We start from the raw sequence: 20,882 nt of genomic DNA, 5'->3' as shown, positions 1-20,882 counted from the left end.
CATGCACATTCAACGCAAAACCGCCCTGATCGTGGGCGTCCTCGTGGTGCTGGCCGTTGCAGCCTGGGCCTTGACGCGCCCGGCCAAGACCAAACTGGCGGCGCCCAGCGCGATTCCGGTACGGGTGGTGAGCGTGGCACAGCAGGACATTCCACGGTTTGTCAGCGGGATCGGCTCGGTGTTGTCGTTGCACAGTGTGGTGATTCGCCCGCAAGTCGACGGCATTCTCACCAAGTTGCTGGTCAAGGAAGGTCAACTGGTCAAGGCCGGCGACCTGCTGGCCACCATCGATGACCGCTCGATCCGCGCCAGCCTCGACCAGGCCAAGGCCCAACTGGGCGAGAGCCAGGCGCAGCTGCAGGTAGCGTTGGTCAACCTCAAGCGCTACAAGGAGCTGAGCATCGACGATGGTGTGTCCAAGCAAACCTATGACCAGCAACAAGCCCTGGTCAACCAGCTCAAGGCCACCGCCCAAGGTAACCAAGCGGCCATCGATTCGGCACAAGTGCAGCTTTCCTACACCCAAATTCGCTCCCCGGTGAGCGGCCGCGTCGGTATTCGCACCGTAGATGAAGGCAACTTCCTGCGCACCGCCGACACCCAGGGCCTGTTCTCCGTGACCCAGATCGACCCGATTGCCGTCGAGTTTTCCCTGCCGCAACAGATGCTGCCCACCCTGCAAGGCCTGATCGCAGCACCGACCCAGGCCAGCGTCGACGCCTATATGGGCGCCGACACCGACGGCCAGACCGGCGACTTGCTCGGCGAAGGCCACCTGAGCCTGATCGACAACCAGATCAGCTCCACCACCGGTACCCTGCGCGCCAAGGCCGAGTTCAATAACGCCTCGCAGCGCCTGTGGCCGGGGCAACTGGTGACCATCAAGATCCAGACCGCCCTCGATAAAAATGCCCTGGTGGTGCCGCCGACCGTGGTGCAACGCGGCCTGGACTCGCACTTCGTGTACCGGGTCAACGGTGACAAGGTCGACGTGGTACCGGTGCAAGTGACTTACCAGGACAGCGACCTGAACATTATCAAAGGCGTGCAGGCCGGCGACGTGCTGGTCAGTGACGGCCAGTCGCGGCTCAAGGCCGGCTCCCAGGTAGAGGTGCTCAAGGAGCCGCCGCAAGTGATCCAGACCGTCGATGCCAAGGTGCAGCCATGAGCCGTTCGCCATCGGCCTGGTGCGTCGACCACCCGGTCGCAACCCTGCTGCTGACGTTTGCCCTGGTACTGCTCGGGATGATTGCCTTCCCGCGCCTGGCCATCGCCCCACTGCCGGAAGCCGAATTTCCGACCATCCAGGTGACCGCTACCCTGCCCGGCGCCAGCCCGGACACCATGGCCTCATCCGTGGCCACGCCGCTGGAGGTGCAATTCAGTGCCATCCCCGGCATGACCCAGATGACCTCCAGCAGTGCCTTGGGCTCCAGCCTGTTGACCCTGCAATTCACCCTCAACAAGAGCATCGACACTGCCGCGCAAGAAGTGCAGGCCGCGATCAACACCGCCTCCGGCAAGTTGCCCAGCGATATGCCGAGCCTGCCGACCTGGAAAAAGGTCAACCCGGCGGATAGCCCGGTGCTGATCCTCAGCGTCAGTTCCAACAGCATGCCCAGCACCGAGCTGAGTGACTATGTGGAAACCCTGCTGGCCCGGCAGATCAGCCAGATCGACGGCGTTGGCCAAATCAACATCACCGGCCAGCAACGCCCGGCGATCCGCGTGCAGGCCTCGCCGGACAAACTCGCGGCAATTGGCCTGACCCTGGCCGACATCCGCCTGGCCATCCAGCAATCAAGCCTGAACCTGGCCAAGGGTGCGATCTACGGCGAGAACAGCGTGTCGACCTTGTCGACCAACGACCAACTGTTTCATCCCGAGGACTACGCGCAGTTGATCGTGTCCTACAAGGACGGTGCGCCAGTTCAACTGCGGGATATCGCCAAAGTTATCAATGGTTCGGAAAACGCCTACGTGCAGGCCTGGTCTGGCGACACGCCTGGGGTCAACCTGGTGATTTCGCGCCAGCCCGGCGCAAATATCGTCGAGACAGTAGACCGCATTCAAGCCGAGCTACCGCGCCTGCAAGCCATGCTGCCGGCCTCGGTGCAGGTCAGCGTGCTGACCGACCGCACCAAGACCATCCGCGCCTCGCTGCATGAAGTGGAAGTGACCCTGCTGATCGCCATCCTGTTGGTGGTGGCGGTAATGGCGCTGTTCCTGCGCCAGCTGTCGGCGACGCTGATTGTGTCCAGCGTGCTCGGCGTATCGCTGGTGGCCAGTTTTGCGCTGATGTACCTGATGGGCTTCAGCCTGAACAACCTGACCCTGGTGGCCATCGTGATCGCCGTGGGCTTTGTGGTGGACGATGCGATCGTGGTGGTGGAAAACATCCATCGCCATCTTGAAGCCGGGTTGGACAAACGCGAAGCGGCGATCAAGGGCGCCGGCGAGATTGGCTTTACCGTGGTGTCCATCAGCTTTTCCCTGGTGGCGGCGTTTATCCCGCTGCTGTTCATGGGCGGCGTGGTCGGGCGGTTGTTCAAGGAGTTTGCCCTGACGGCGACCTCGACCATTCTGATTTCGGTGGTGGTTTCCCTCACGCTGGCACCGACCCTGGCCGCGCTGTTCATGCGCGCGCCCACCCACGCGGCCCACGACAAACCCGGTTTCAGCGAACGCCTGCTGGCCGGTTATGCGCGCAACCTGCGCCGTGCCCTGGCCCATCAACGCACGATGGCCGCGATCTTTATCGTGACGTTGGCCCTGGCTGTGGTCGGCTACGTGTTTATCCCCAAGGGCTTCTTTCCGGTGCAGGACACCGGTTTTGTCCTCGGCACCAGCGAGGCGGCGGCGGATGTGTCGTACCCGGACATGGTGGCCAAGCACAAGGCCCTGGCCGAAATCGTCAAGGATGACCCGGCGGTGCAGGCGTTTTCCCACTCGGTGGGCGTGACGGGCAGCAACCAGACCATCGCCAACGGCCGCTTCTGGATCGCCCTGAAAGACCGCGGTGACCGCGATGTGTCCGCCAGCCAGTTCATCGACCGCATCCGTCCGAAACTGGCGAAAGTGCCGGGCATCGTGCTGTACCTGCGCGCAGGGCAGGACATCAACTTAAGCTCCGGCCCCAGCCGCGCCCAGTACCAATATGTGCTCAAGAGCAACGACGGCCCGACGCTCAATACCTGGACCCAACGCCTCACCGAAAAACTGCGCGCCAACCCGGCGTTCCGTGACCTGTCCAACGACCTGCAACTGGGCGGCAGCATTACCCACATCAGCATCGACCGCCAGGCCGCCGCGCGCTTCGGCCTGACCGCCACCGATGTCGACCAGGCGCTGTACGACGCCTTCGGCCAGCGCCAGATCAACGAGTTCCAGACCGAGATCAACCAGTACCAGGTGGTCCTGGAGCTGGACACCCAGCAACGCGGCAAGGCCGAGAGCCTGAACTACTTCTACCTGCGCTCGCCGCTGACCAACGAGATGGTGCCGTTGTCGGCGCTGGCCAAGGTCGACCCGCCCACCGTGGGGCCGTTGTCCATCAGCCATGACGGCATGTTCCCGGCTGCCAACCTGTCGTTCAACCTGGCGCCCGGCGTGGCGCTGGGTGATGCGGTGATCATGCTCAACCAGGCCAAGAATGAAATCGGCATGCCGACCACCATCATCGGCAACTTCCAGGGTGCGGCGCAGGCGTTCCAGAGTTCGCTGGCCAGCCAGCCGTGGCTGATCCTCGCGGCGCTGGTGGCGGTCTACATCATCCTCGGTGTGCTGTATGAGAGTTTCGTGCACCCGCTGACGATTATTTCCACCTTGCCCTCGGCGGGGTTGGGCGCGCTGATCATGCTGTCGCTGATGGGCCAGGATTTTTCCATCATGGCGCTGATCGGGCTGGTGCTGCTGATCGGTATTGTGAAGAAAAACGGCATCCTGATGATCGACTTCGCCCTGGAGGCGCAGCGCGTCAGGGGCATGTCGCCCGAGGATGCGATTTACGAGGCCTGCGTCACGCGGTTCCGGCCGATCATCATGACCACCCTCGCCGCCTTGCTCGGCGCTGTACCGCTGATGCTCGGTGCCGGCCCCGGCGCCGAAATGCGCCAGCCGCTGGGCATTGCGGTGGTCGGCGGGCTGCTGGTGAGCCAGGCGCTGACGCTGTTCACCACGCCGGTCATATACTTGTACCTTGAGCGATTTTTCCACCGGCCCAAACCAGCTGCCGAGCTGGCCAACACACACTGAGGCCCGCCCTTGGAGCAAAAAGGCTCATGCGCGTACTGATTATCGAAGATGAAGAAAAAACCGCGGACTACCTGCACCGCGGTCTGACGGAACAAGGCTACACCGTCGACGTGGCCCGCGAAGGTGTCGAGGGTTTGCACCTGGCGCTGGAGAACGATTACGCAGTAATCGTGCTCGACGTGATGCTGCCCGGCCTCGACGGTTTTGGCGTGTTGCGTGCCCTGCGTGCGCGCAAGCAGACGCCGGTGATCATGCTCACCGCCCGCGAGCGCGTGGAAGACCGCATCCGTGGCCTGCGCGAAGGCGCCGACGATTACCTGGGCAAACCGTTTTCGTTCCTCGAACTGGTGGCGCGCCTGCAGGCATTGACCCGTCGCAGCGGCGGCCATGAGCCGGTGCAAGTGACCGTGGCTGACCTGTGGATCGACCTGATCAGCCGCAAGGCCAGCCGCAACGGCCTGCGCCTGGACCTGACCGCCAAGGAGTTCTCGCTGCTCAGCGTGTTGGCACGGCGCCAGGGTGAAATCCTGTCCAAGACTGCCATTGCGGAAATGGTCTGGGACATCAATTTCGACAGCGACGCCAACGTGGTCGAAGTCGCGATCAAGCGCCTGCGCGCCAAGCTCGACGGGCCGTTCGAGCAAAAGCTGCTGCACACCATTCGCGGCATGGGCTACGTGCTGGAAAACCGCCAGCAGGAGAACACCCGTGGTGGCTAACTCCATCGCCCTGCGCCTGAGCGGCATGTTCACCCTGGTCGCGCTGCTGATCTTTTTGTTGATCGGCGGCGCGCTGTACCAGCAGGTGGACCGTGGCCTGGGCCTGTTGCCGGGGGCCGAGCTGGATGCGCGCTACAGCGTGCTCGAATCTTCGGTGAATCGCTTTGGTACGCCGGACCACTGGGTGAAGATCCAGGCCAAGCTCAAGCTGCTGGGCGAGGAAGACAAACGCATCCGCTTTTGGGTGGTGAGCAGCGATCCTACCTATGAGTACGGCAACCCCGACCCACAGATCCGTGAGTTTGCCGCCGGGCCCACGGGCAAGCGCGACCTGCACCTGGCAGGCCACGATCACCCGTTCAAGGCGCTGGTGAGCCAGTTTGCGGCCAAGGATCAACGCCCGCCGCTGCGCTTCATCATCGCCATCGACACCGAGAATTTCTACGCGACCCAGCACCAACTGCTGATGGCCCTGATCGGCCTGGCGTTTGTCGGCGTGGTACTGGCGGCGCTGTTGGGGTTCTGGGTCTCACGTATCGGCCTGAAACCCCTGATCACACTTTCGGACGAGGCGCAGAAGCTCGCACCGCCCAAGCTTTCCGGGCGCCTGCAACTGTCGCCATTGCCGCCGGAGCTGAGCCAGTTCGTCAACTCCTTCAACTCCACCCTCGACCGTGTCGAGCAGGCCTACTCGCGCCTGGAGTCGTTCAATGCGGATGTGGCCCATGAGTTGCGTTCGCCACTGACCAACCTGATCGGCCAGACCCAAGTGGCCCTCACGCGCGGGCGATCGGCCGAGCATTACCTGGAGGTGTTGGAGTCAAATCTGGAAGAGCTGGAGCGTTTGCGTTCGATCATCAATGACATGCTGTTTCTTGCCAGTGCCGACCAGGGGAGCAAGGCCACCAAGCTGATCGAAAGCTCCCTGGCCGACGAAGTGGCGACCACCCTCGACTACCTCGACTTCATTCTCGAAGACGCCCAGGTCAAGGTGCGAGTGCGTGGGGATGCCCAGGTGCAGATCGAGAAAGCGCACCTGCGCCGTGCGCTGATCAACTTGCTGAGTAATGCGGTGCAGCACACTGCGCCAGGGCAGGTGATCGAGGTGAACATTGATATGCTGGAACATCAGGTGGCCATTGGGGTGACCAACCCGGGTGATGAGATCGCCAGCGAGCATCTGCCACGGCTGTTTGAGCGGTTTTATCGGGTGGATGCTTCGCGCAGTAACAGCGGGGCGAATCATGGGTTGGGGTTGGCGATCGTCAAGGCGATTGCGTTGATGCATGGGGGGGATGTGTTTGTGCGCAGTGACAAGGGGGGGAATACGTTTGGTATCACTCTGCCGGTTTAAGGGGGGATTGGGTACATATCCGTTGTTTTGGTGATGGCTGAAATGGGTTCCGCTCTTACAGCGGGTCACTTTTGGAAAAGAGCCCCAAAAGTAACCAAAAGGGCTCTTGCCCCAACACTCGGCACCTCGCCTAGGCTCGGTGTGCCCTCACTCCGGCTTGAATCCGTGGGCCGCCGCCATGGGCCATCCTTGGCCCATCGCGGCTAACCCGGCGTCCTGCCGGGTTACCCACGGATTCAAGCCTGCGTTCGGCCAGCGTGTTTAACGGGGCGCCTAAGATCAAGATCACGATCAAAAGCGCAGATCAAAAGACCGCTGACTTCGTCAGCGCAAAGGATGTAAGGGCCACAGCAAAAACAAAGCAAAGCAACAGCGCTTTTGATCTAACCACTCAGGTCGGCTACTAGGCCGCCGTGCTCTGCTCTTGATCTGCTTTTGATTTTGATCTGAAATCGCCCCGTCAACCACGCTGGCCGGAATTCGACAGTGATTTGGGGGGTAAACCGGCAGGGATGCCGGTTTAGCCGCCCCGCGCCATGGATGGCGCGTGGCGGCGGCCCCCCACATCACTGTCGGATTACGGGCATGCCGAGCCTAGGCGAGGCACCGAGTGGTGGGGCGAGGACCTTTTGGTTACTTTTGGGTCCTTCCAAAAGTGACCCGCTGTAAGAGCGGAACCATAAGCAGCCGTTACCGCAGCAACGGATATGCCCCCAATCCCCCCACCCCGACTATTGCGATTTGGGCAACAGTCATTATCTTGTTACACTCTGTACCCCACCGCTCACCTGCGTTAATTTGACGCATCGATGAGCGCGACGGCAAAGACAGCCTCCCGCTTACCCGAATTTCCCTCGACTTATTTCCAGGGCTCTACACTGGGAATCTGTCTTAAAGCCGCTGACTTCAGCGGCTTTTTTTTGCCGTAAAAAAGGCCAGGCACACCCCCACGACACTGGCCGTTTCGATTGACCAAAGGAGCTTTACCGGTGAAGAACTCGCTGACGCTGACCCCGTTATTCCTCGCGATTGCAGCAACGATCGTCCCCCTTGCCCACGCGGCAGACACCACCCCCGCCGACGGTTTCGTCGAAGGCGCCCACTTCAATATCAACACCCGCAACTACTACATGAACCGCGACCGTCGCGACATCCACACCGATGACAGCAAGGAATGGGGCCAGGGTTTCCTCGGTACCTTCGAATCCGGCTACACCCAGGGTACCGTCGGTTTCGGCCTGGACGCCCACGCCATGCTCGGCCTCAAGCTCGACGGCGGTGGCGGTACCGACGGTTCCAGCATCCTGCCCTACGGCAGCAGTGATGGCAGCGGCAAGGCCCCCGGTTCGTTCTCCACCGCCGGCGGCACCTTGAAAATGCGCGCGTTCGACACCGAGCTGAAGGCCGGCGATCTGTTCCTCAACAACCCGGTGATCGCCGGCGGCATGACCCGCATGCTGCCGCAGACCTTCCGCGGCGTCAGCCTCACCAACCACAGCTTCGACGGCTGGATGTTCGAGGGCGGCCAGGCCAGCTTCACCAAGCTCTACAACCAGAGCGGCCACCGGCGCATCGGCACCAGCTACGGCGCGCTGCCGACCAACACAGACAGCCAGCACATGAACTGGGCCGGTGTGTCGTTCAGCGGCATCGAAGGCGTGACCAGCAACCTCTACGCCTCCGAGCTCAAGGATGTGTGGCATCAGTACTACTACGACCTGGACTACACCTACGCGCTAAATGATCTGGTCAGCCTCAACCCGGGCCTGCACTACTACCACACCCAGGACACCGGCCAGTCGCTGCTTGGCGATATCGACAACAACACCTACAGCCTGCATTTCACCGTGGGCGTGGGCAACCACAGCGTCACCGCCGCGTACCAGCGGGTCAATGGCAACACACCGTTTGACTACATCGCCCAAGGCGACAGCGTGTACCTGGACAACTCCCAGCAATATTCTGACTTCAACGGCCCCAACGAGCGCTCGTGGAAGCTCAAGTACGCCTACGACTTCGCCGGCCTCGGCATGCCTGGCCTGACCTCGGCGGTGTCCTACATCATCGGTAAGACCGACCTCACCAAGGTCGACCCGCAAAGCCGTGGCTACAGCGCCTGGTACAGCGCCGACGGTAAGGACGCCAAGCATTGGGAACGGGATATCGATCTGAAATACGTGGTGCAGGGCGGCAAGGCCAAGGACCTGGCTGTACGCCTGCAATGGGCCACCAACCGTGGCAGCAACGGCTACTCGGCGGTGGACCGGGACGTGGATGAATACCGCGTTATCGTCGACTACCCGATCAACGTGTTCTGACACTCGAATCTTTCTTTTGAACCAGTGATTTAATTTTCATCGCGTAGAACTAAACTGCCAGCATCTTCCCTGTTGAAGTCTGCGCGATGAATCAACGCCGTGTTCGTACCCCACCTGCACACCCGGAGCGCTTGCTGATTCTCGGCAGCGGCCTGACTGTCACCCTGATAGTGATCATCGTCGCGGCACTGCTGATCCGCGAACACAGCAGCACCCTGCAAGCGGCCACGCGCTCAACCACCAATATTGCCCAACTGATCAACGCCGACGTGCTGCGCAACGTCGAGCTATATGATCTGGCCCTCAAAGGGCTGATTGCGGCCACGCAACGCGAAGACCTGTCGCGGGTTACTGCGAATATCCAGCATCTGGTGCAGTTCGACTTATCCACAGCCGCGCCGTTCAAGGGCGAAGTGCTGTTGCTGGATGCCGAGGGCAATGTCATTGCAGACTCATCGACCTTGCAGCCCACGCCACGCAATTTTGCCAACCGCGATTACTTCCAGGCACACGTAAAGGACGCCCAGGCCGGTTTGTTTATCAGCCGTCCCTTCAGGATCCACTGCGACTGCGACCAGGTGTGGCGGATGGCATTCAGCCGTCGCGTGTCGGGCCCCAATGGTGAATTCGCCGGGGTGGCGGTGGCGACGATGCGCCTGGCGTATTTCGACCAGCTGTTCAATACCCTGACCATCGGCAACGGCAGCAGCGTCAACCTGCTCAACAACAGGGGCATCCTGCTGGCCCAGCAGCCGCTGCTGGAACGCGACATGATCGACAAGGACCTGAGCGAACGGCCGAACTTCAAGCGCATGCTGCGTGAAGGCAGTGGTAGCTTCCAGGCGATCTCGGCGATCAGTGGCCAGGAGCGTCTGTATACCTTTACCAATGTCGGCGAACTGCCGCTGATTGTGGTGGTGGCGCTGTCCAGCCAGGATGTATTCGCCCCCTGGAAGCGCGCCGCGTTGTTGACCGGCGGCGCTACCGGCATTCTGTGTATCGGTTTGTTGTGGCTGACCTGGATGCTGCGCCGGGAATTGCGGCGTCGTTATCGCGCCGAACGGGTGCTGTCAGAACTGGCAGCCACCGACGCCCTGACCGGCCTGGCCAATCGGCGCGTGCTGGATGAACGCCTGCGCCTGGAATGGGACCGCGCTCAGCGTTCCACCGAACCCCTGACGGTGTTGATGATCGACGTGGACCACTTCAAGGCCTTCAACGACCGCCATGGCCATCAAGGCGGTGATGAGGCGCTGCGGATGGTGGCCCAGGTAATCGGCACCAACATCCGCCGCCCTGCCGACCTGGCCGCACGCTACGGCGGTGAAGAGTTTGCGGTGGTGTTGCCAGTGACCGATGCCAAAGGCGCGATGGTCATCGCCGAGCATATCCGCAGCAGCGTCGAACACTTGCCTCGGTTCGCCGGGAGCGAGCGGCCGATCACGGTGAGTATTGGCATGAGTACCTGGGATAAACGCAGCCGCATATCCCTGGAAGCGTTGCTGCTGAGTGCAGATCAGGCGCTGTATGAGGCCAAGCACAGCGGGCGCAATCGCATTGTGGATGCTGCCACCCTCTGATGTTGAATCAGATCCAACTGTGGGAGGGGGTTTGCCCCCGATGACGGTGTGCCAGCCAGCACATGTGTAACTGACACACCGCTATCGGGGGCAAGCCCCCTCCCACAGTTGATTTCCAGTGTTCTGTAGGTTTTTTACATAAAAAAAGGCCACCCGAGGGTGGCCTTTTAAAACTAAAGAAAGAGAGTTGTTACTTACACCGCCGCAACGGGACGCATGTAAGAGATCGGTGCGGTGCTGGCATCTTCGAAGGTCACGACTTCCCAAGCGTCTGTCTGCTCAATCAACTTGCGCAGCAGCTGGTTGTTAAGGGCGTGGCCCGACTTGAAGCCTTTGAACTCGCCTATCAGGCTATTGCCCAGCAGGTAGAGGTCACCGATTGCATCGAGGATCTTGTGCTTCACGAATTCGTCTTCATAGCGAAGGCCGTCTTCGTTCAGTACACCATCCGCGTCGACCACAATGGCGTTTTCAACGCTGCCGCCGAGTGCGAGGTTGTGCTTGCGCAGGTACTCGATGTCACTCATGAAACCAAAGGTACGGGCGCGGCTGACTTCTTTTACGAACGAAGTGCTGGAAAAATCCACGCTTGCACTTTGGGTGCGGTCACGGAATACCGGGTGATCGAAATCGATCTCAAAGCTCACTTTAAAGCCTTCGAACGGGACGAAGGTGGCGCGCTTGTCGCCGTCTTCTACTGTCACTTCCCGCAGAATGCGAATGAACTTCTTGGCTGCGTCCTGTTCTTCCAGGCCGGCAGATTGAATCAAGAATACGAAGGGTCCAGCGCTGCCATCCATGATGGGGACTTCGGACGCGGAGAGCTCGACGTAGGCGTTATCGATGCCCAGGCCAGCCATGGCCGAGAGCAAGTGCTCCACCGTGTCCACTTTGACGTCACCGTTGACCAATGTGGTCGACATAGTGGTTTCGCCAACGTTTTCCGCGCGAGCAGGAATCTGCACCACAGGGTCCAGGTCGGCACGCACAAACACGATGCCGGTGTCGACAGGTGCAGGCTTGAGGGTCAGGTATACCTTCTCCCCGGAGTGCAGACCTACACCTGTGGCACGAATAATATTCTTCAGGGTGCGTTGTTTAATCATGGCTTGGACCGCTTCAGCGCAAATTGCGAACTGGTATCAACAAAGGCTGGCGATGATAGCAGACCAGACCTTTGCTGAACACCAATCACCTTCATAGCCCTGATACATTCCATTAATCGGCCTGACGACGCAGGAATGCCGGGATGTCCAGGTAGTCCAGGTCATCTTGCGGATTCGGGCTACGCGACGCTGCAGCACCGGCCTGAGCCTGGTTGCGCATCACGGTCGGACGGTCCAGGTCACGGTAGTTCACCGACGGCAGTTCCTGGCGCGAAGGCGCTGGAGCGGCAGCCGATTGGCTGGCGTGGCTGGTATGTACGGTGTTGTCGATAACCTTCACAGGCTTCTCGATTTTCGCGCCCAGGCCGGTAGCAACCACGGTCACGTGCAGTTCGTCGCGCATGTCCGGGTCGATAACGGTACCGACTTTGACCATGGCGTGCTCGGAAGCGAAGGCTTCGATGATGCTACCCACGTCGGAGTACTCACCCAGGGACAGGTCAGGACCGGCGGTGATGTTCACCAGGATGCCGCGTGCACCTTGCAGGTTCACGTCTTCCAGCAACGGGTTGCGGATGGCCGCTTCAGTGGCTTCACGTGCACGGTTCGGACCGCTGGCGCAGCCAGTGCCCATCATCGCCATGCCCATTTCGCTCATCACGGTACGTACGTCGGCAAAGTCGACGTTGATCATGCCTGGGCGCTTGATGATGTCGGAGATACCGCGAACGGCACCGGCCAGTACATCGTCAGCCTTGGCGAACGCGGACAGCAGGCTTGCGTCCTTGCCCAGGATGGTCAGCAGCTTCTCGTTAGGGATGGTGATCAACGAGTCGACGCTTTCAGACAGCAGACGGATGCCTTCGTCGGCGATCTGCATGCGCTTGCGGCCTTCGAACGGGAACGGACGCGTCACGACCGCAACGGTCAGGATCCCCATTTCCTTGGCCACTTCGGCAATGATCGGGGCTGCACCGGTACCGGTACCGCCGCCCATGCCGGTGGTGATGAACACCATGTTGGTGCCTTGCAGCACTTCGGCAATACGCTCGCGGTCTTCCAGGGCGGCTTGACGGCCGACTTCCGGGTTGGCGCCAGCGCCGAGGCCCTTGGTCACGGCTGTGCCCAATTGCAGGATGGTCCGCGCGCCAATGCTTTTCAGCGCCTGGGCATCAGTGTTGGCGCAGATGAACTCAACGCCTTCAATGTTGCTCTTGACCATATGGTTGACAGCGTTGCCGCCGCCACCGCCGACACCGATCACTTTGATGACCGGGCTGGCGGGGATGTTGTCTACGAGTTCGAACATGTTCCCTCTCCTTTCGTTATCTCTAGTTTTTTCGCCTACTACTTGAAACGGTGTTGCGGTAAATCTTTAGAAATTGCCTTTTACCCAAGCCTGCAAGCGCTCGAACAACGGCGCTTTCGCTTCGTCGTCGCTGCGGTAGCTGTCACGGTTGCTCGGGCCCGACAGGGAAATGCCGTCGGTCTGCTTTTGCAGCCCGTATAACAGCAAGCCCACACCGGTGGAATAAATCGGGTTGCGCACCACGTCGCCCAGGCCTTTGACGCCATGGGGAACACCCAGGCGTACCGGCATGTGGAAGATTTCCTCGGCCAGTTCGACCGCGCCTTCCATCTTCGAGGTGCCACCGGTCAGCACGATGCCGGCCGGGATCAAATCTTCGTAGCCGCTGCGACGCAGTTCAGCCTGGATCAGGGTGAACAGCTCGTCGTAGCGCGGCTCGACCACTTCGGCCAAGGCCTGGCGCGACAGCTCGCGCGGTGGACGGTCGCCGACGCTCGGCACCTTGATGGTTTCACCGGCACCGGCCAGCTTGGCCAGGGCGCAGGCGTAGCGGATCTTGATTTCTTCGGCGTACTGGGTCGGTGTACGCAGCGCCATGGCGATGTCGTTGGTGACCTGGTCGCCGGCAATCGGGATCACGGCGGTGTGACGGATCGCACCCTCGGTGAAGATCGCGATGTCGGTGGTGCCGCCGCCGATGTCCACCAGGCACACGCCCAGCTCTTTTTCGTCGTCGGTCAGCACCGAATACGCAGACGCCAGTTGCTCAAGAATGATGTCGTCGATTTCCAGGCCGCAGCGGCGCACGCATTTTTCAATGTTCTGTGCGGCGTTGACGGCGCAGGTCACCACGTGGACCTTGGCTTCCAGGCGCACGCCCGACATGCCCAGGGGCTCACGCACGCCTTCCTGGTTATCGATCACGTAGTCCTGCGGCAGGGTATGCAGCACGCGCTGGTCAGCCGGGATCGCCACGGCCTGGGCGGCGTCGAGTACGCGCTCAAGGTCGGCCGAGCTGACTTCACGGTCGCGGATCGCCACGATGCCGTGGGAGTTCAGGCTGCGGATATGGTTGCCCGCGACGCCAACGAACGCCGAGTGGATCCGGCAACCGGCCATCAGCTGCGCTTCTTCGATGGCGCGCTGGATCGATTGCACGGTGGACTCGATGTTCACCACCACGCCCTTCTTCAGGCCCCGGGACGGATGCGTGCCAATACCGACGATCTCGATTACGCCGTCTTCCCCGACCTCACCCACCAGCGCCACCACCTTGGAGGTGCCGATATCGAGACCGACGATCATTTTGCCGCTTTGCACGTTTGCCATGGGTCCTGCCTCTTCTTAATTCTTCGCGACAGCGGGTTGCGCTGCCGTGGGCGCAGCCGGTTCACGCCAGCCGACGGCAAGGCCGTTGGCGTAACGCAGGTCGACGCTCGCAATGTTCGTAATCTGTTCTTTCAAGGTCTTGTCATAGATGGCGATGAAGCGGCGCATCTTTTCCACCAAGCGGTCGCGTCCCAGCAACAACTGGATGCCCGGGCCGGAACTGCCTGCCCCGGTGGTCAAAAACCAGCTGCCCCGTTCACGCAATTCCAGGCGCGCAATGGAGAAACCCAGTGGCCGCAGCATCTGGCTCAAGGCCTGGTACTGCTGCATCACTTGCTGTTGCGCCCGCTGCGGCCCGAACAGCTGCGGCAGGTGCTCGTAGTTGGCCAGCTCACGCGGGGTGAACGCCTGGCCCTGGTTGTTCAACAGCGCTTCATCGCCCCAACGGGCCACGGGCAGTTGTTCTTCCAGGCGGATCGTCACCTGGTCCGGCCATACGCGGCGGACTTCGGCGTGGGCGATCCACGGCATTTGTTCCAGCTCCGAGCGCATGCCGGCCAGGTCGATGGTGAAGAAGCTCGCCGCCAGGTACGGGCCGATGCGCTGCTGCACTGCTTGCTGGCTGATGTAGCTCAAGTCGCCCTGCACGCTGATCTTGGTGATCGGCCGATCGGCATACGGCAACAGACGCTGTGCGCCCTCGTAGGTTCCGAAGCCCAGCACCACCAGCAACACCGGCCAGAACAGCGCCTTCAAGAAACCAAAATTGGCTTTCGGCAGGCGCGCCGACATCGGCTCTTTAGCCACCATGCGGCTGGCACCCCGTGGCACCGGCTTGCGGCCGGGTGCTGGGGGTTGCTGATGACGAAGCGATGCGCCGTTCATGTGCTTAGCCTCTTGGCTCAATGCTTGCCGCAAGAATCGCCAGCACCAACTGCTGGAAATCCAAACCGGCGGCACGGGCTGCCATAGGTACCAGGCTGTGGTCGGTCATCCCCGGTGCGGTGTTGACTTCCAGGAACCAGAAATTCCCTTGGTCATCCTGCATCACGTCTGCCCGCGCCCAGCCGGCGATACCCAGCGCCTCACAGGCTTTCGCCGTGAGGTCCATCAATTCGTGTTCCTTGGTTGCGTCGAGGCCGCACGGGATCCGGTACTGGGTATCGGAAGCCACGTACTTGGCGTCGTAGTCGTAAAAGGTGTGGGGCGTGCCCAATGCGATAGGCGGCAATACCTGGCCACGCAGGGTGGCGATGGTGTACTCAGGGCCTTGAATCCACTGTTCCACCAACACTTGCGAATCGTAGGTACTTGCCGCTTTCCATGCGTCGATCAATTCGGCGGCCGAGTTCACTTTGGCCATGCCGATACTGGAGCCTTCATGGGCAGGTTTGACGATCAAAGGCAGGCCCAGTTCCTTGGCTGCAGAAATACAATCGTCTTCGCTGCACAGAACACTGTGACGCGGGGTTGGAATGCCCAGGCTGTGCCACACCTGCTTGGTGCGCAGCTTGTCCATCGCCAATGCGGAAGCCAGGATGCCGCTGCCGGTGTAAGGGATGCCGGCGCACTCCAGCAGGCCTTGCATGCTGCCGTCTTCACCGCCACGGCCGTGGAGAATGATGAAGGCGCGGTCGATCTTCTCGGCCTGCAGGCGGGCGAGGAAGTCATCGCCCACGTCGATACCGAATGCATTCACACCGGCGCTTTGCAGGGCTTCGAGCACGGCATTGCCGGACTTGAGCGACACTTCGCGCTCAGCACTCTTACCGCCGAACAGCACCGCCACGCGGCCGAAGTCGGCTGGCGTGATTGTCGAAAACAGGGAGGCGTAGTCAGTGATCATTTCGACTTCCCCTTGGCGGCAGCAAAGAGCGGGCTCGCCAGCAACTTAGGCGCAAGGCCACCGATATCACCGGCCCCCTGGCACAGCAGGATGTCACCGGCGCGCAGCAGCGGCTTGACGATCGGCGCCAGGTCCACACCGCGCTCGATGTAGATAGGGTCCAACTGGCCGCGCTGGCGGATGCTGTTGCACAGCTTGCGGCTGTCGGCGCCCGGGATCGGTTCTTCACCGGCGGGGTAGACCTCCATCAGCAGCAGCACGTTGGCATCGGCCAATACATTGACGAAATCGTCGTACAAATCGCGGGTGCGGCTGTAGCGGTGCGGCTGGTAGACCATCACCAGGCGGCGCTCCGGCCAACCACCGCGCACGGCTTTAATTACGGCGGCAACTTCGGTCGGGTGGTGGCCGTAGTCGTCCACCAGCATCACGTCACCGCCTTCCACCGGCAGTTGCCCGTAGACCTGGAAGCGACGGCCCACACCGGCAAAGCGCGACAGGCCTTCAACGATGGCTTCATCGCTGACGCCCTCGTCGGAGGCAATGCAGATGGTCGCCAGGGAATTCAAGACGTTGTGGTTGCCCGGCATGTTCACCGACACATCCAGCGGCTCGCGGTCAGGGCGCAGCACGGTGAAGAAGGTTTGCATGCCTTCCTGGCGCACATTGATCGCGCGCACGTCGGCGTCTTCGCTGAAGCCGTAGGTAACGGTCGGGCGTTTGACCAGCGGCAGGATTTCGCGCACCACCGGATCGTCCAGGCACACCACGGCCAGACCGTAGAACGGCAGGTTGTGCAGGAATTCGACGAAGGTTTTCTTCAACTTGTTGAAGTCACCGTCGTAGGTGGCCATGTGGTCTTCGTCGATGTTGGTGACCACCGCGACCAGCGGTTGCAGGTGCAGGAAGCTGGCGTCACTTTCATCGGCTTCGGCGATCAGGTAACGGCTGGTGCCGAGCTGGGCATTGGTGCCCGCTGCATTCAGGCGGCCACCGATCACGAATGTCGGGTCCAGGCCACCGGCCGCGAACACCGAGGCGATCAGGCTGGTGGTGGTGGTTTTGCCATGGGTACCGGCAACGGCGATGCCATGGCGATAGCGCATCAGCTCGGCCAGCATCTCGGCACGTGGCACTACTGGGATGCGGCGCTCAAGGGCGGTGGCCACTTCCGGGTTGGAGGTGTTCACGGCACTGGAAACCACCAGCACGTCGGCCTCGGCGGCGTTCTCGGCACGGTGGCCGATAAAGATCTGCGCGCCAAAGGACTTCAGGCGCTCGGTGACCGGCGACTCTTTCAAGTCCGAACCGGACACCTGGTAGCCCAGGTTCAGCAACACTTCGGCAATGCCGCACATGCCCACACCGCCGATACCGACGAAGTGGATACGGCGGATGCGGCGCATCTCGGGTTGTGGCATGGCTTTCTGATTCTCAACCATGGGCCACCTCCAGGCAGATATCGACCACGGTGCGGGTTGCGTCAGGTTTGGCCAGGCGGCTTGCGGTGCTCGCCATGCTGTTGAGTCGTTCCGGTTGCATCAAAACCTCGGTCAGGCGTGCGGCCAAATCGGCGGCGCCAGTCGTTCTTTGCGGCAGCAGGAAGGCAGCGCCCTCCCCGGCCAAATATTCGGCGTTGCGGGTCTGGTGATCGTCAATCGCATGGGGCAAAGGCACCAGCAAGGACGGCAGACCGGCGGCGGCCAGTTCACTGACGGTCAGCGCACCAGCGCGGCAGACCACCAGGTCGGCCCAGCCATAGGCATGGGCCATGTCTTTGATGAAGGGCTGCACATTGGCTGCCACACCCGCCTCGCGGTAGCGCGCGGCGGTGACTTCATCGTGGTTCTTGCCGGCCTGGTGGAAGATCTCCGGGCGCAATTCCTCAGGAAGTTGCGCCACCGCTTCCGGCAGCAATTTGTTCAACGGCTCCGCGCCCAGGCTTCCGCCCAGGATCAGCAGGTGCGCCTTGCGCCCGGCCAGGGCCTGGCGGGCGATGTCCATAAACAGCTCGGTGCGCACCGGGTTGCCGGTGGTGCGGCGCTTGTCCGAGGCACTGAAGGTGTTCGGGAACGCTTCACACACCCGCGCGGCCAACGGCACCAGCAGGCGGTTGGCGGTACCGGCGACGGCATTCTGTTCGTGCACGATCACCGGCACGCCGGCCAGCTTGGCTGCGACGCCACCGGGGCCGGTCACATAACCGCCAAAGCCGAGCACGCACACCGGTTGCAATTCACGGATGACCTTGCGCGCCTGCCACACCGCCTTGAGCAACACGAACGGCGCCTTGAGCAAGGACAACTTGCCCTTGCCACGCAGGCCGGTGACGTTGATCAGATGCAGCGGCAAGCCGGCATTCGGTACCAATTCGTTTTCGATGCCGCGCGGCGTGCCCAGCCAGTGCACGGTGTAGCCACGGTTCTGGAACTCCCGCGCGCACGCCAGGGCCGGGAACACATGGCCCCCGGTGCCGCCCGCCATGATCAGCACGTTAGCGCCCATGGGTCGGCTCCTCGGCGAAGTCGCTTTCGCTGAACTCCATCTCTTCGCTGCCCAGGTGGGTTCGACTCTCCCACTCGATGCGCAGCAACAAGCCCAGGCACGCGCAGCAGATCACCAACGAACTGCCGCCGTAACTGAGGAACGGCAAGGTCAGGCCCTTGGTCGGCAGCAGGCCGACGTTCACGCCGATGTTGATCAGGAACTGGCCGATCCACAGGAACGACAAGCCGTACGCCACATACGCGGCGAAATACTGTTTGGCCTTCTCGGCCCACAAGCCGATGTACATGCCGCGCACGCACACGAATACGAACAGTGCGACGGTGCACAACGAACCCACCACACCCAGCTCTTCGGCAAGTACCGAGAACACGAAGTCGGTGTGCGCTTCGGGCAGGTAGAACTGTTTCTGCACGCTGTTGCCCAGGCCCACGCCCAGCCACTCGCCGCGACCGAAGGCGATCAACGCCTGGGTCAGCTGGTAGCCGGAGCCGAACTGATCGGACCAGGGGTCGGTAAAGGTAATCAGACGAGCCATCCGGTAGGGTTGCGCCTGCACCAGGATGGTCACGGCCGCGACCGCCAGCACCACCATCAAGGTGAAGCGGAACAGCCCAACGCCGCCGAGGAACAACATCGCCGCCGCCGCCCCCATCATCACGACGGTGGCACCGAAGTCGGGCTCCATCAGCAACAAGCCGGCCATAGGCAGCAGCACGATGAACGGCTTGAAGAAGCCCATCCAGCTTTCGCGCACTTCTTTCTGGCGCCGCACCAGGTAGCCCGCGAGGTAGATCACCACGAACACCTTGGCGATTTCCGACGGCTGCACGTTGAACGCGCCGAAGCCGATCCAGCGCATCGAACCGTTCACCTCCCGGCCGATGCCGGGCAGGATCACCATGATCAGCAAGCCAAATGCACCGATCAGCATCAGCCAACCCAGGCGTTGCCAAGTGGCGATGGGGATCATCATGGTCACGATGCAGGCACCGAGGCCGATCACCAGGTACACCAGGTGGCGGATCATCATGTACAGGGTGTTGCCCGACTGCACGGCGGCCACTTCGGACGAGGCCGAGGTGATCATCACCAGGCCCAGGCCCAGCAGGGCGAGGCAACCGGCGAGCATCGGGAAATCCAGGTCGATACCGCGCCCGGTAATAATCGGCGACGGGTACGGCTTGATGATGTTTCGGAAGTTGATGTTCATGCCAAGCCCTCCACGGCGCGGGCGAACAGCTGGCCGCGCTCCTCGTAGTTCTTGAACATGTCGAAGCTGGCACAGGCCGGCGACAGCAGCACGGCATCGCCCGGTTGGGCCAGGGCTTTGCAGTGGGCAATCGCGTCGTCCAGGGACGTTGCGCGCACTTGCGGCACGGCGTCGCCGAGGGCGGCGGCGATCAGGTCAGAGTCGCGCCCCATCAGCACCACGGCACGGCAATGGGCCGCCACCGGAGCTTTAAGGTCTTTGAAGTCGGCACCCTTGCCGTCGCCACCGGCGATCAGCACCAGTTTGCCTTCGATATCGGCGCCCAGGCCTTCGATGGCGGCCAATGCGGCACCGACGTTGGTGGCCTTGGAATCGTTGTAATAGCTGACACCATCGAGGTCGCGTACCCATTGGCAGCGATGTTCAAGCCCGCCGAAGGTGCGCAGGCTCGACAACATGGCGTCGAATGGCAGGCCCACGGCATGCCCGAGGGCCAAGGCAGCCAAGGCATTGGACTGGTTGTGGGCGCCACGGATTTTCAGCTCGCGCACCGGCATCAGGTTCTGGAATTCGAAGGCCAGGTATTTCTCGCCGTTCTCTTCGCGAATACCGAAGGCCTTGAAGTCGGGTTTGCCCAGGCCGAAGGTCCAGCAAGGCATGCCTTCGCCCATCAGTGGACGGCTCAGGGCATCCTGACGGTTGACCACAAATTGCTTGGCGCCACGGAAGATCCGGTGCTTGGCCAGGTGGTACGCCGGCAGGCCGCTGTAGCGGTCCATGTGGTCTTCACTCACGTTCAACACGGTGGCCACTTCAGCCCCCAGGTCGTGGGTGGTTTCCAGCTGGAAGCTCGACAGCTCCATCACGTACAACTCAACGTCATCGCTGAGCAAATCCAGGGCCGGCGTGCCGAGGTTTCCGCCCACGGCCACGCGTTTGCCGGCCGCAGCCGCCATCTCGCCGACCAGGGTGGTCACGGTGCTTTTGGCGTTGGAACCACTGATCGCCACGATCGGCGCCTTGGCGTTACGCGCGAACAGGTCGATGTCTCCGGACAGCTTCACGCCACGCGCCGCCGCAGCCTGCAGGGCCGGTGTCGCCAGGGCCAGGCCCGGGCTCACGTAGAGCTCATCGGCGCGGCACAGAAACTCGACATCCAGCTCGCCACAACGCACTTCCACGTGCGGGTAGTCACGGCGCAGCGTGACCAGCTCCGGTGGATTTTCCCGCGTATCGGCCACAGCAAACGGCTTGCCCCGGTTCGCCAGGAAGCGAACCAGGGACATGCCGCTCTTGCCGAGGCCGACAACGATGCGGAAGTGGTCTGAAGCGATCAGGGACACTCGTTT

At 61.8% G+C, this 20,882-nt stretch carries 15 protein-coding genes; 6 read left to right on the top strand and 9 right to left on the bottom strand.

The window, feature by feature from the left end:
* Window position 1 precedes the first annotated feature (1 nt).
* The 6 genes from CXQ82_RS04995 (at window position 2) to CXQ82_RS04960 (ending at window position 10,225) form a co-directional block, all read left to right on the top strand.
* Complete coding sequence (locus CXQ82_RS04995) at window positions 2-1,168, top strand: efflux RND transporter periplasmic adaptor subunit (protein WP_101266677.1); 1,167 nt, start codon at window positions 2-4, stop codon at window positions 1,166-1,168.
* Entirely contained in the window at window positions 1,165-4,254 is a 3,090-nt protein-coding gene (locus tag CXQ82_RS04990) for a multidrug efflux RND transporter permease subunit (RefSeq protein ID WP_101266675.1), read from the top strand. Before CXQ82_RS04995 ends, CXQ82_RS04990 begins: the two co-directional genes overlap by 4 nt.
* A 26-nt stretch (window positions 4,255-4,280) precedes the next feature.
* The gene (locus CXQ82_RS04985) at window positions 4,281-4,973 is read left to right on the top strand and encodes a heavy metal response regulator transcription factor (RefSeq protein WP_101266673.1); all 693 of its coding nucleotides are present in this window, start codon (window positions 4,281-4,283) and stop codon (window positions 4,971-4,973) included.
* The gene (locus CXQ82_RS04980; RefSeq protein WP_101266671.1) at window positions 4,963-6,327 is read left to right on the top strand and encodes a heavy metal sensor histidine kinase; all 1,365 of its coding nucleotides are present in this window, start codon (window positions 4,963-4,965) and stop codon (window positions 6,325-6,327) included. The genes CXQ82_RS04985 and CXQ82_RS04980 overlap by 11 nt, the downstream gene beginning before the upstream one ends.
* Window positions 6,328-7,316: 989 nt before the next feature.
* Complete coding sequence (locus CXQ82_RS04965; protein WP_101266667.1) at window positions 7,317-8,645, top strand: OprD family porin; 1,329 nt, start codon at window positions 7,317-7,319, stop codon at window positions 8,643-8,645.
* Between the two features lie 86 nt (window positions 8,646-8,731).
* Window positions 8,732-10,225, top strand: a complete 1,494-nt coding sequence (locus CXQ82_RS04960; protein WP_101266665.1) for a sensor domain-containing diguanylate cyclase — start codon at window positions 8,732-8,734, stop codon at window positions 10,223-10,225.
* Between the two features lie 194 nt (window positions 10,226-10,419).
* On the opposite strand, the gene lpxC is transcribed toward CXQ82_RS04960, so the two are convergent.
* The 9 genes from lpxC to murD all read right to left on the bottom strand — a co-directional run bounded on the left by lpxC (window position 10,420) and on the right by murD (window position 20,876).
* On the bottom strand, window positions 10,420-11,331 hold the full coding sequence (lpxC, locus tag CXQ82_RS04955) for a UDP-3-O-acyl-N-acetylglucosamine deacetylase (RefSeq protein ID WP_003171886.1): 912 nt from the start codon (window positions 11,329-11,331) through the stop codon (window positions 10,420-10,422).
* Window positions 11,332-11,443: 112 nt separating this feature from the next.
* Window positions 11,444-12,640 (bottom strand): cell division protein FtsZ, encoded by a 1,197-nt coding sequence (ftsZ, locus tag CXQ82_RS04950; RefSeq protein ID WP_024073523.1) that lies wholly within the window; start codon window positions 12,638-12,640, stop codon window positions 11,444-11,446.
* A 66-nt stretch (window positions 12,641-12,706) separates the two neighbouring features.
* Window positions 12,707-13,969 carry a cell division protein FtsA gene (gene ftsA, locus CXQ82_RS04945; protein ID WP_010213031.1) on the bottom strand — a complete coding sequence of 421 codons (1,263 nt, stop codon included), beginning with the start codon at window positions 13,967-13,969 and terminating at the stop codon, window positions 12,707-12,709.
* Between the two features lie 15 nt (window positions 13,970-13,984).
* A complete protein-coding gene (locus CXQ82_RS04940) occupies window positions 13,985-14,854 on the bottom strand; it encodes a cell division protein FtsQ/DivIB (RefSeq protein WP_101266663.1) in 870 nt (289 codons plus the stop codon).
* Window positions 14,855-14,858: 4 nt separating this feature from the next.
* A complete protein-coding gene (locus CXQ82_RS04935) occupies window positions 14,859-15,815 on the bottom strand; it encodes a D-alanine--D-alanine ligase (RefSeq protein ID WP_101266661.1) in 957 nt (318 codons plus the stop codon).
* Window positions 15,812-17,257, bottom strand: a complete 1,446-nt coding sequence (gene murC, locus CXQ82_RS04930; RefSeq protein WP_101266659.1) for a UDP-N-acetylmuramate--L-alanine ligase — start codon at window positions 17,255-17,257, stop codon at window positions 15,812-15,814. Before murC ends, CXQ82_RS04935 begins: the two co-directional genes overlap by 4 nt.
* Entirely contained in the window at window positions 17,250-18,320 is a 1,071-nt protein-coding gene (murG, locus tag CXQ82_RS04925) for an undecaprenyldiphospho-muramoylpentapeptide beta-N-acetylglucosaminyltransferase (RefSeq protein WP_101266656.1), read from the bottom strand. Before murG ends, murC begins: the two co-directional genes overlap by 8 nt.
* A complete protein-coding gene (gene ftsW, locus CXQ82_RS04920) occupies window positions 18,310-19,533 on the bottom strand; it encodes a putative lipid II flippase FtsW (protein ID WP_101266654.1) in 1,224 nt (407 codons plus the stop codon). Before ftsW ends, murG begins: the two co-directional genes overlap by 11 nt.
* Entirely contained in the window at window positions 19,530-20,876 is a 1,347-nt protein-coding gene (gene murD, locus CXQ82_RS04915; protein ID WP_101266652.1) for a UDP-N-acetylmuramoyl-L-alanine--D-glutamate ligase, read from the bottom strand. Before murD ends, ftsW begins: the two co-directional genes overlap by 4 nt.
* Window positions 20,877-20,882 lie beyond the last annotated feature (6 nt).

The organism is Pseudomonas sp. S09G 359, from assembly GCF_002843605.1.
GTDB lineage: Bacteria > Pseudomonadota > Gammaproteobacteria > Pseudomonadales > Pseudomonadaceae > Aquipseudomonas.
Note: the sequence above shows the minus strand (reverse complement) of the source record. Positions and strands in the feature narration are given on the sequence as shown.

Excerpts from the sequence above, each read along its gene's own strand:
- murG (WP_101266656.1), bottom strand. The coding sequence starts at position 18,320 with ATGGGCGCTAACGTGCTGATCATGGCGGGCGGCACCGGGGGCCATGTG.
- ftsA (WP_010213031.1), bottom strand. The coding sequence starts at position 13,969 with ATGGCAAACGTGCAAAGCGGCAAAATGATCGTCGGTCTCGATATCGGC.
- ftsZ (WP_024073523.1), bottom strand. The coding sequence starts at position 12,640 with ATGTTCGAACTCGTAGACAACATCCCCGCCAGCCCGGTCATCAAAGTG.
- CXQ82_RS04940 (WP_101266663.1), bottom strand. The coding sequence starts at position 14,854 with ATGAACGGCGCATCGCTTCGTCATCAGCAACCCCCAGCACCCGGCCGC.
- CXQ82_RS04995 (WP_101266677.1), top strand. The coding sequence starts at position 2 with ATGCACATTCAACGCAAAACCGCCCTGATCGTGGGCGTCCTCGTGGTG.
- CXQ82_RS04985 (WP_101266673.1), top strand. The coding sequence starts at position 4,281 with ATGCGCGTACTGATTATCGAAGATGAAGAAAAAACCGCGGACTACCTG.
- murC (WP_101266659.1), bottom strand. The coding sequence starts at position 17,257 with ATGGTTGAGAATCAGAAAGCCATGCCACAACCCGAGATGCGCCGCATC.
- ftsW (WP_101266654.1), bottom strand. The coding sequence starts at position 19,533 with ATGAACATCAACTTCCGAAACATCATCAAGCCGTACCCGTCGCCGATT.
- CXQ82_RS04990 (WP_101266675.1), top strand. The coding sequence starts at position 1,165 with ATGAGCCGTTCGCCATCGGCCTGGTGCGTCGACCACCCGGTCGCAACC.
- CXQ82_RS04960 (WP_101266665.1), top strand. The coding sequence starts at position 8,732 with ATGAATCAACGCCGTGTTCGTACCCCACCTGCACACCCGGAGCGCTTG.
- lpxC (WP_003171886.1), bottom strand. The coding sequence starts at position 11,331 with ATGATTAAACAACGCACCCTGAAGAATATTATTCGTGCCACAGGTGTA.
- CXQ82_RS04935 (WP_101266661.1), bottom strand. The coding sequence starts at position 15,815 with ATGATCACTGACTACGCCTCCCTGTTTTCGACAATCACGCCAGCCGAC.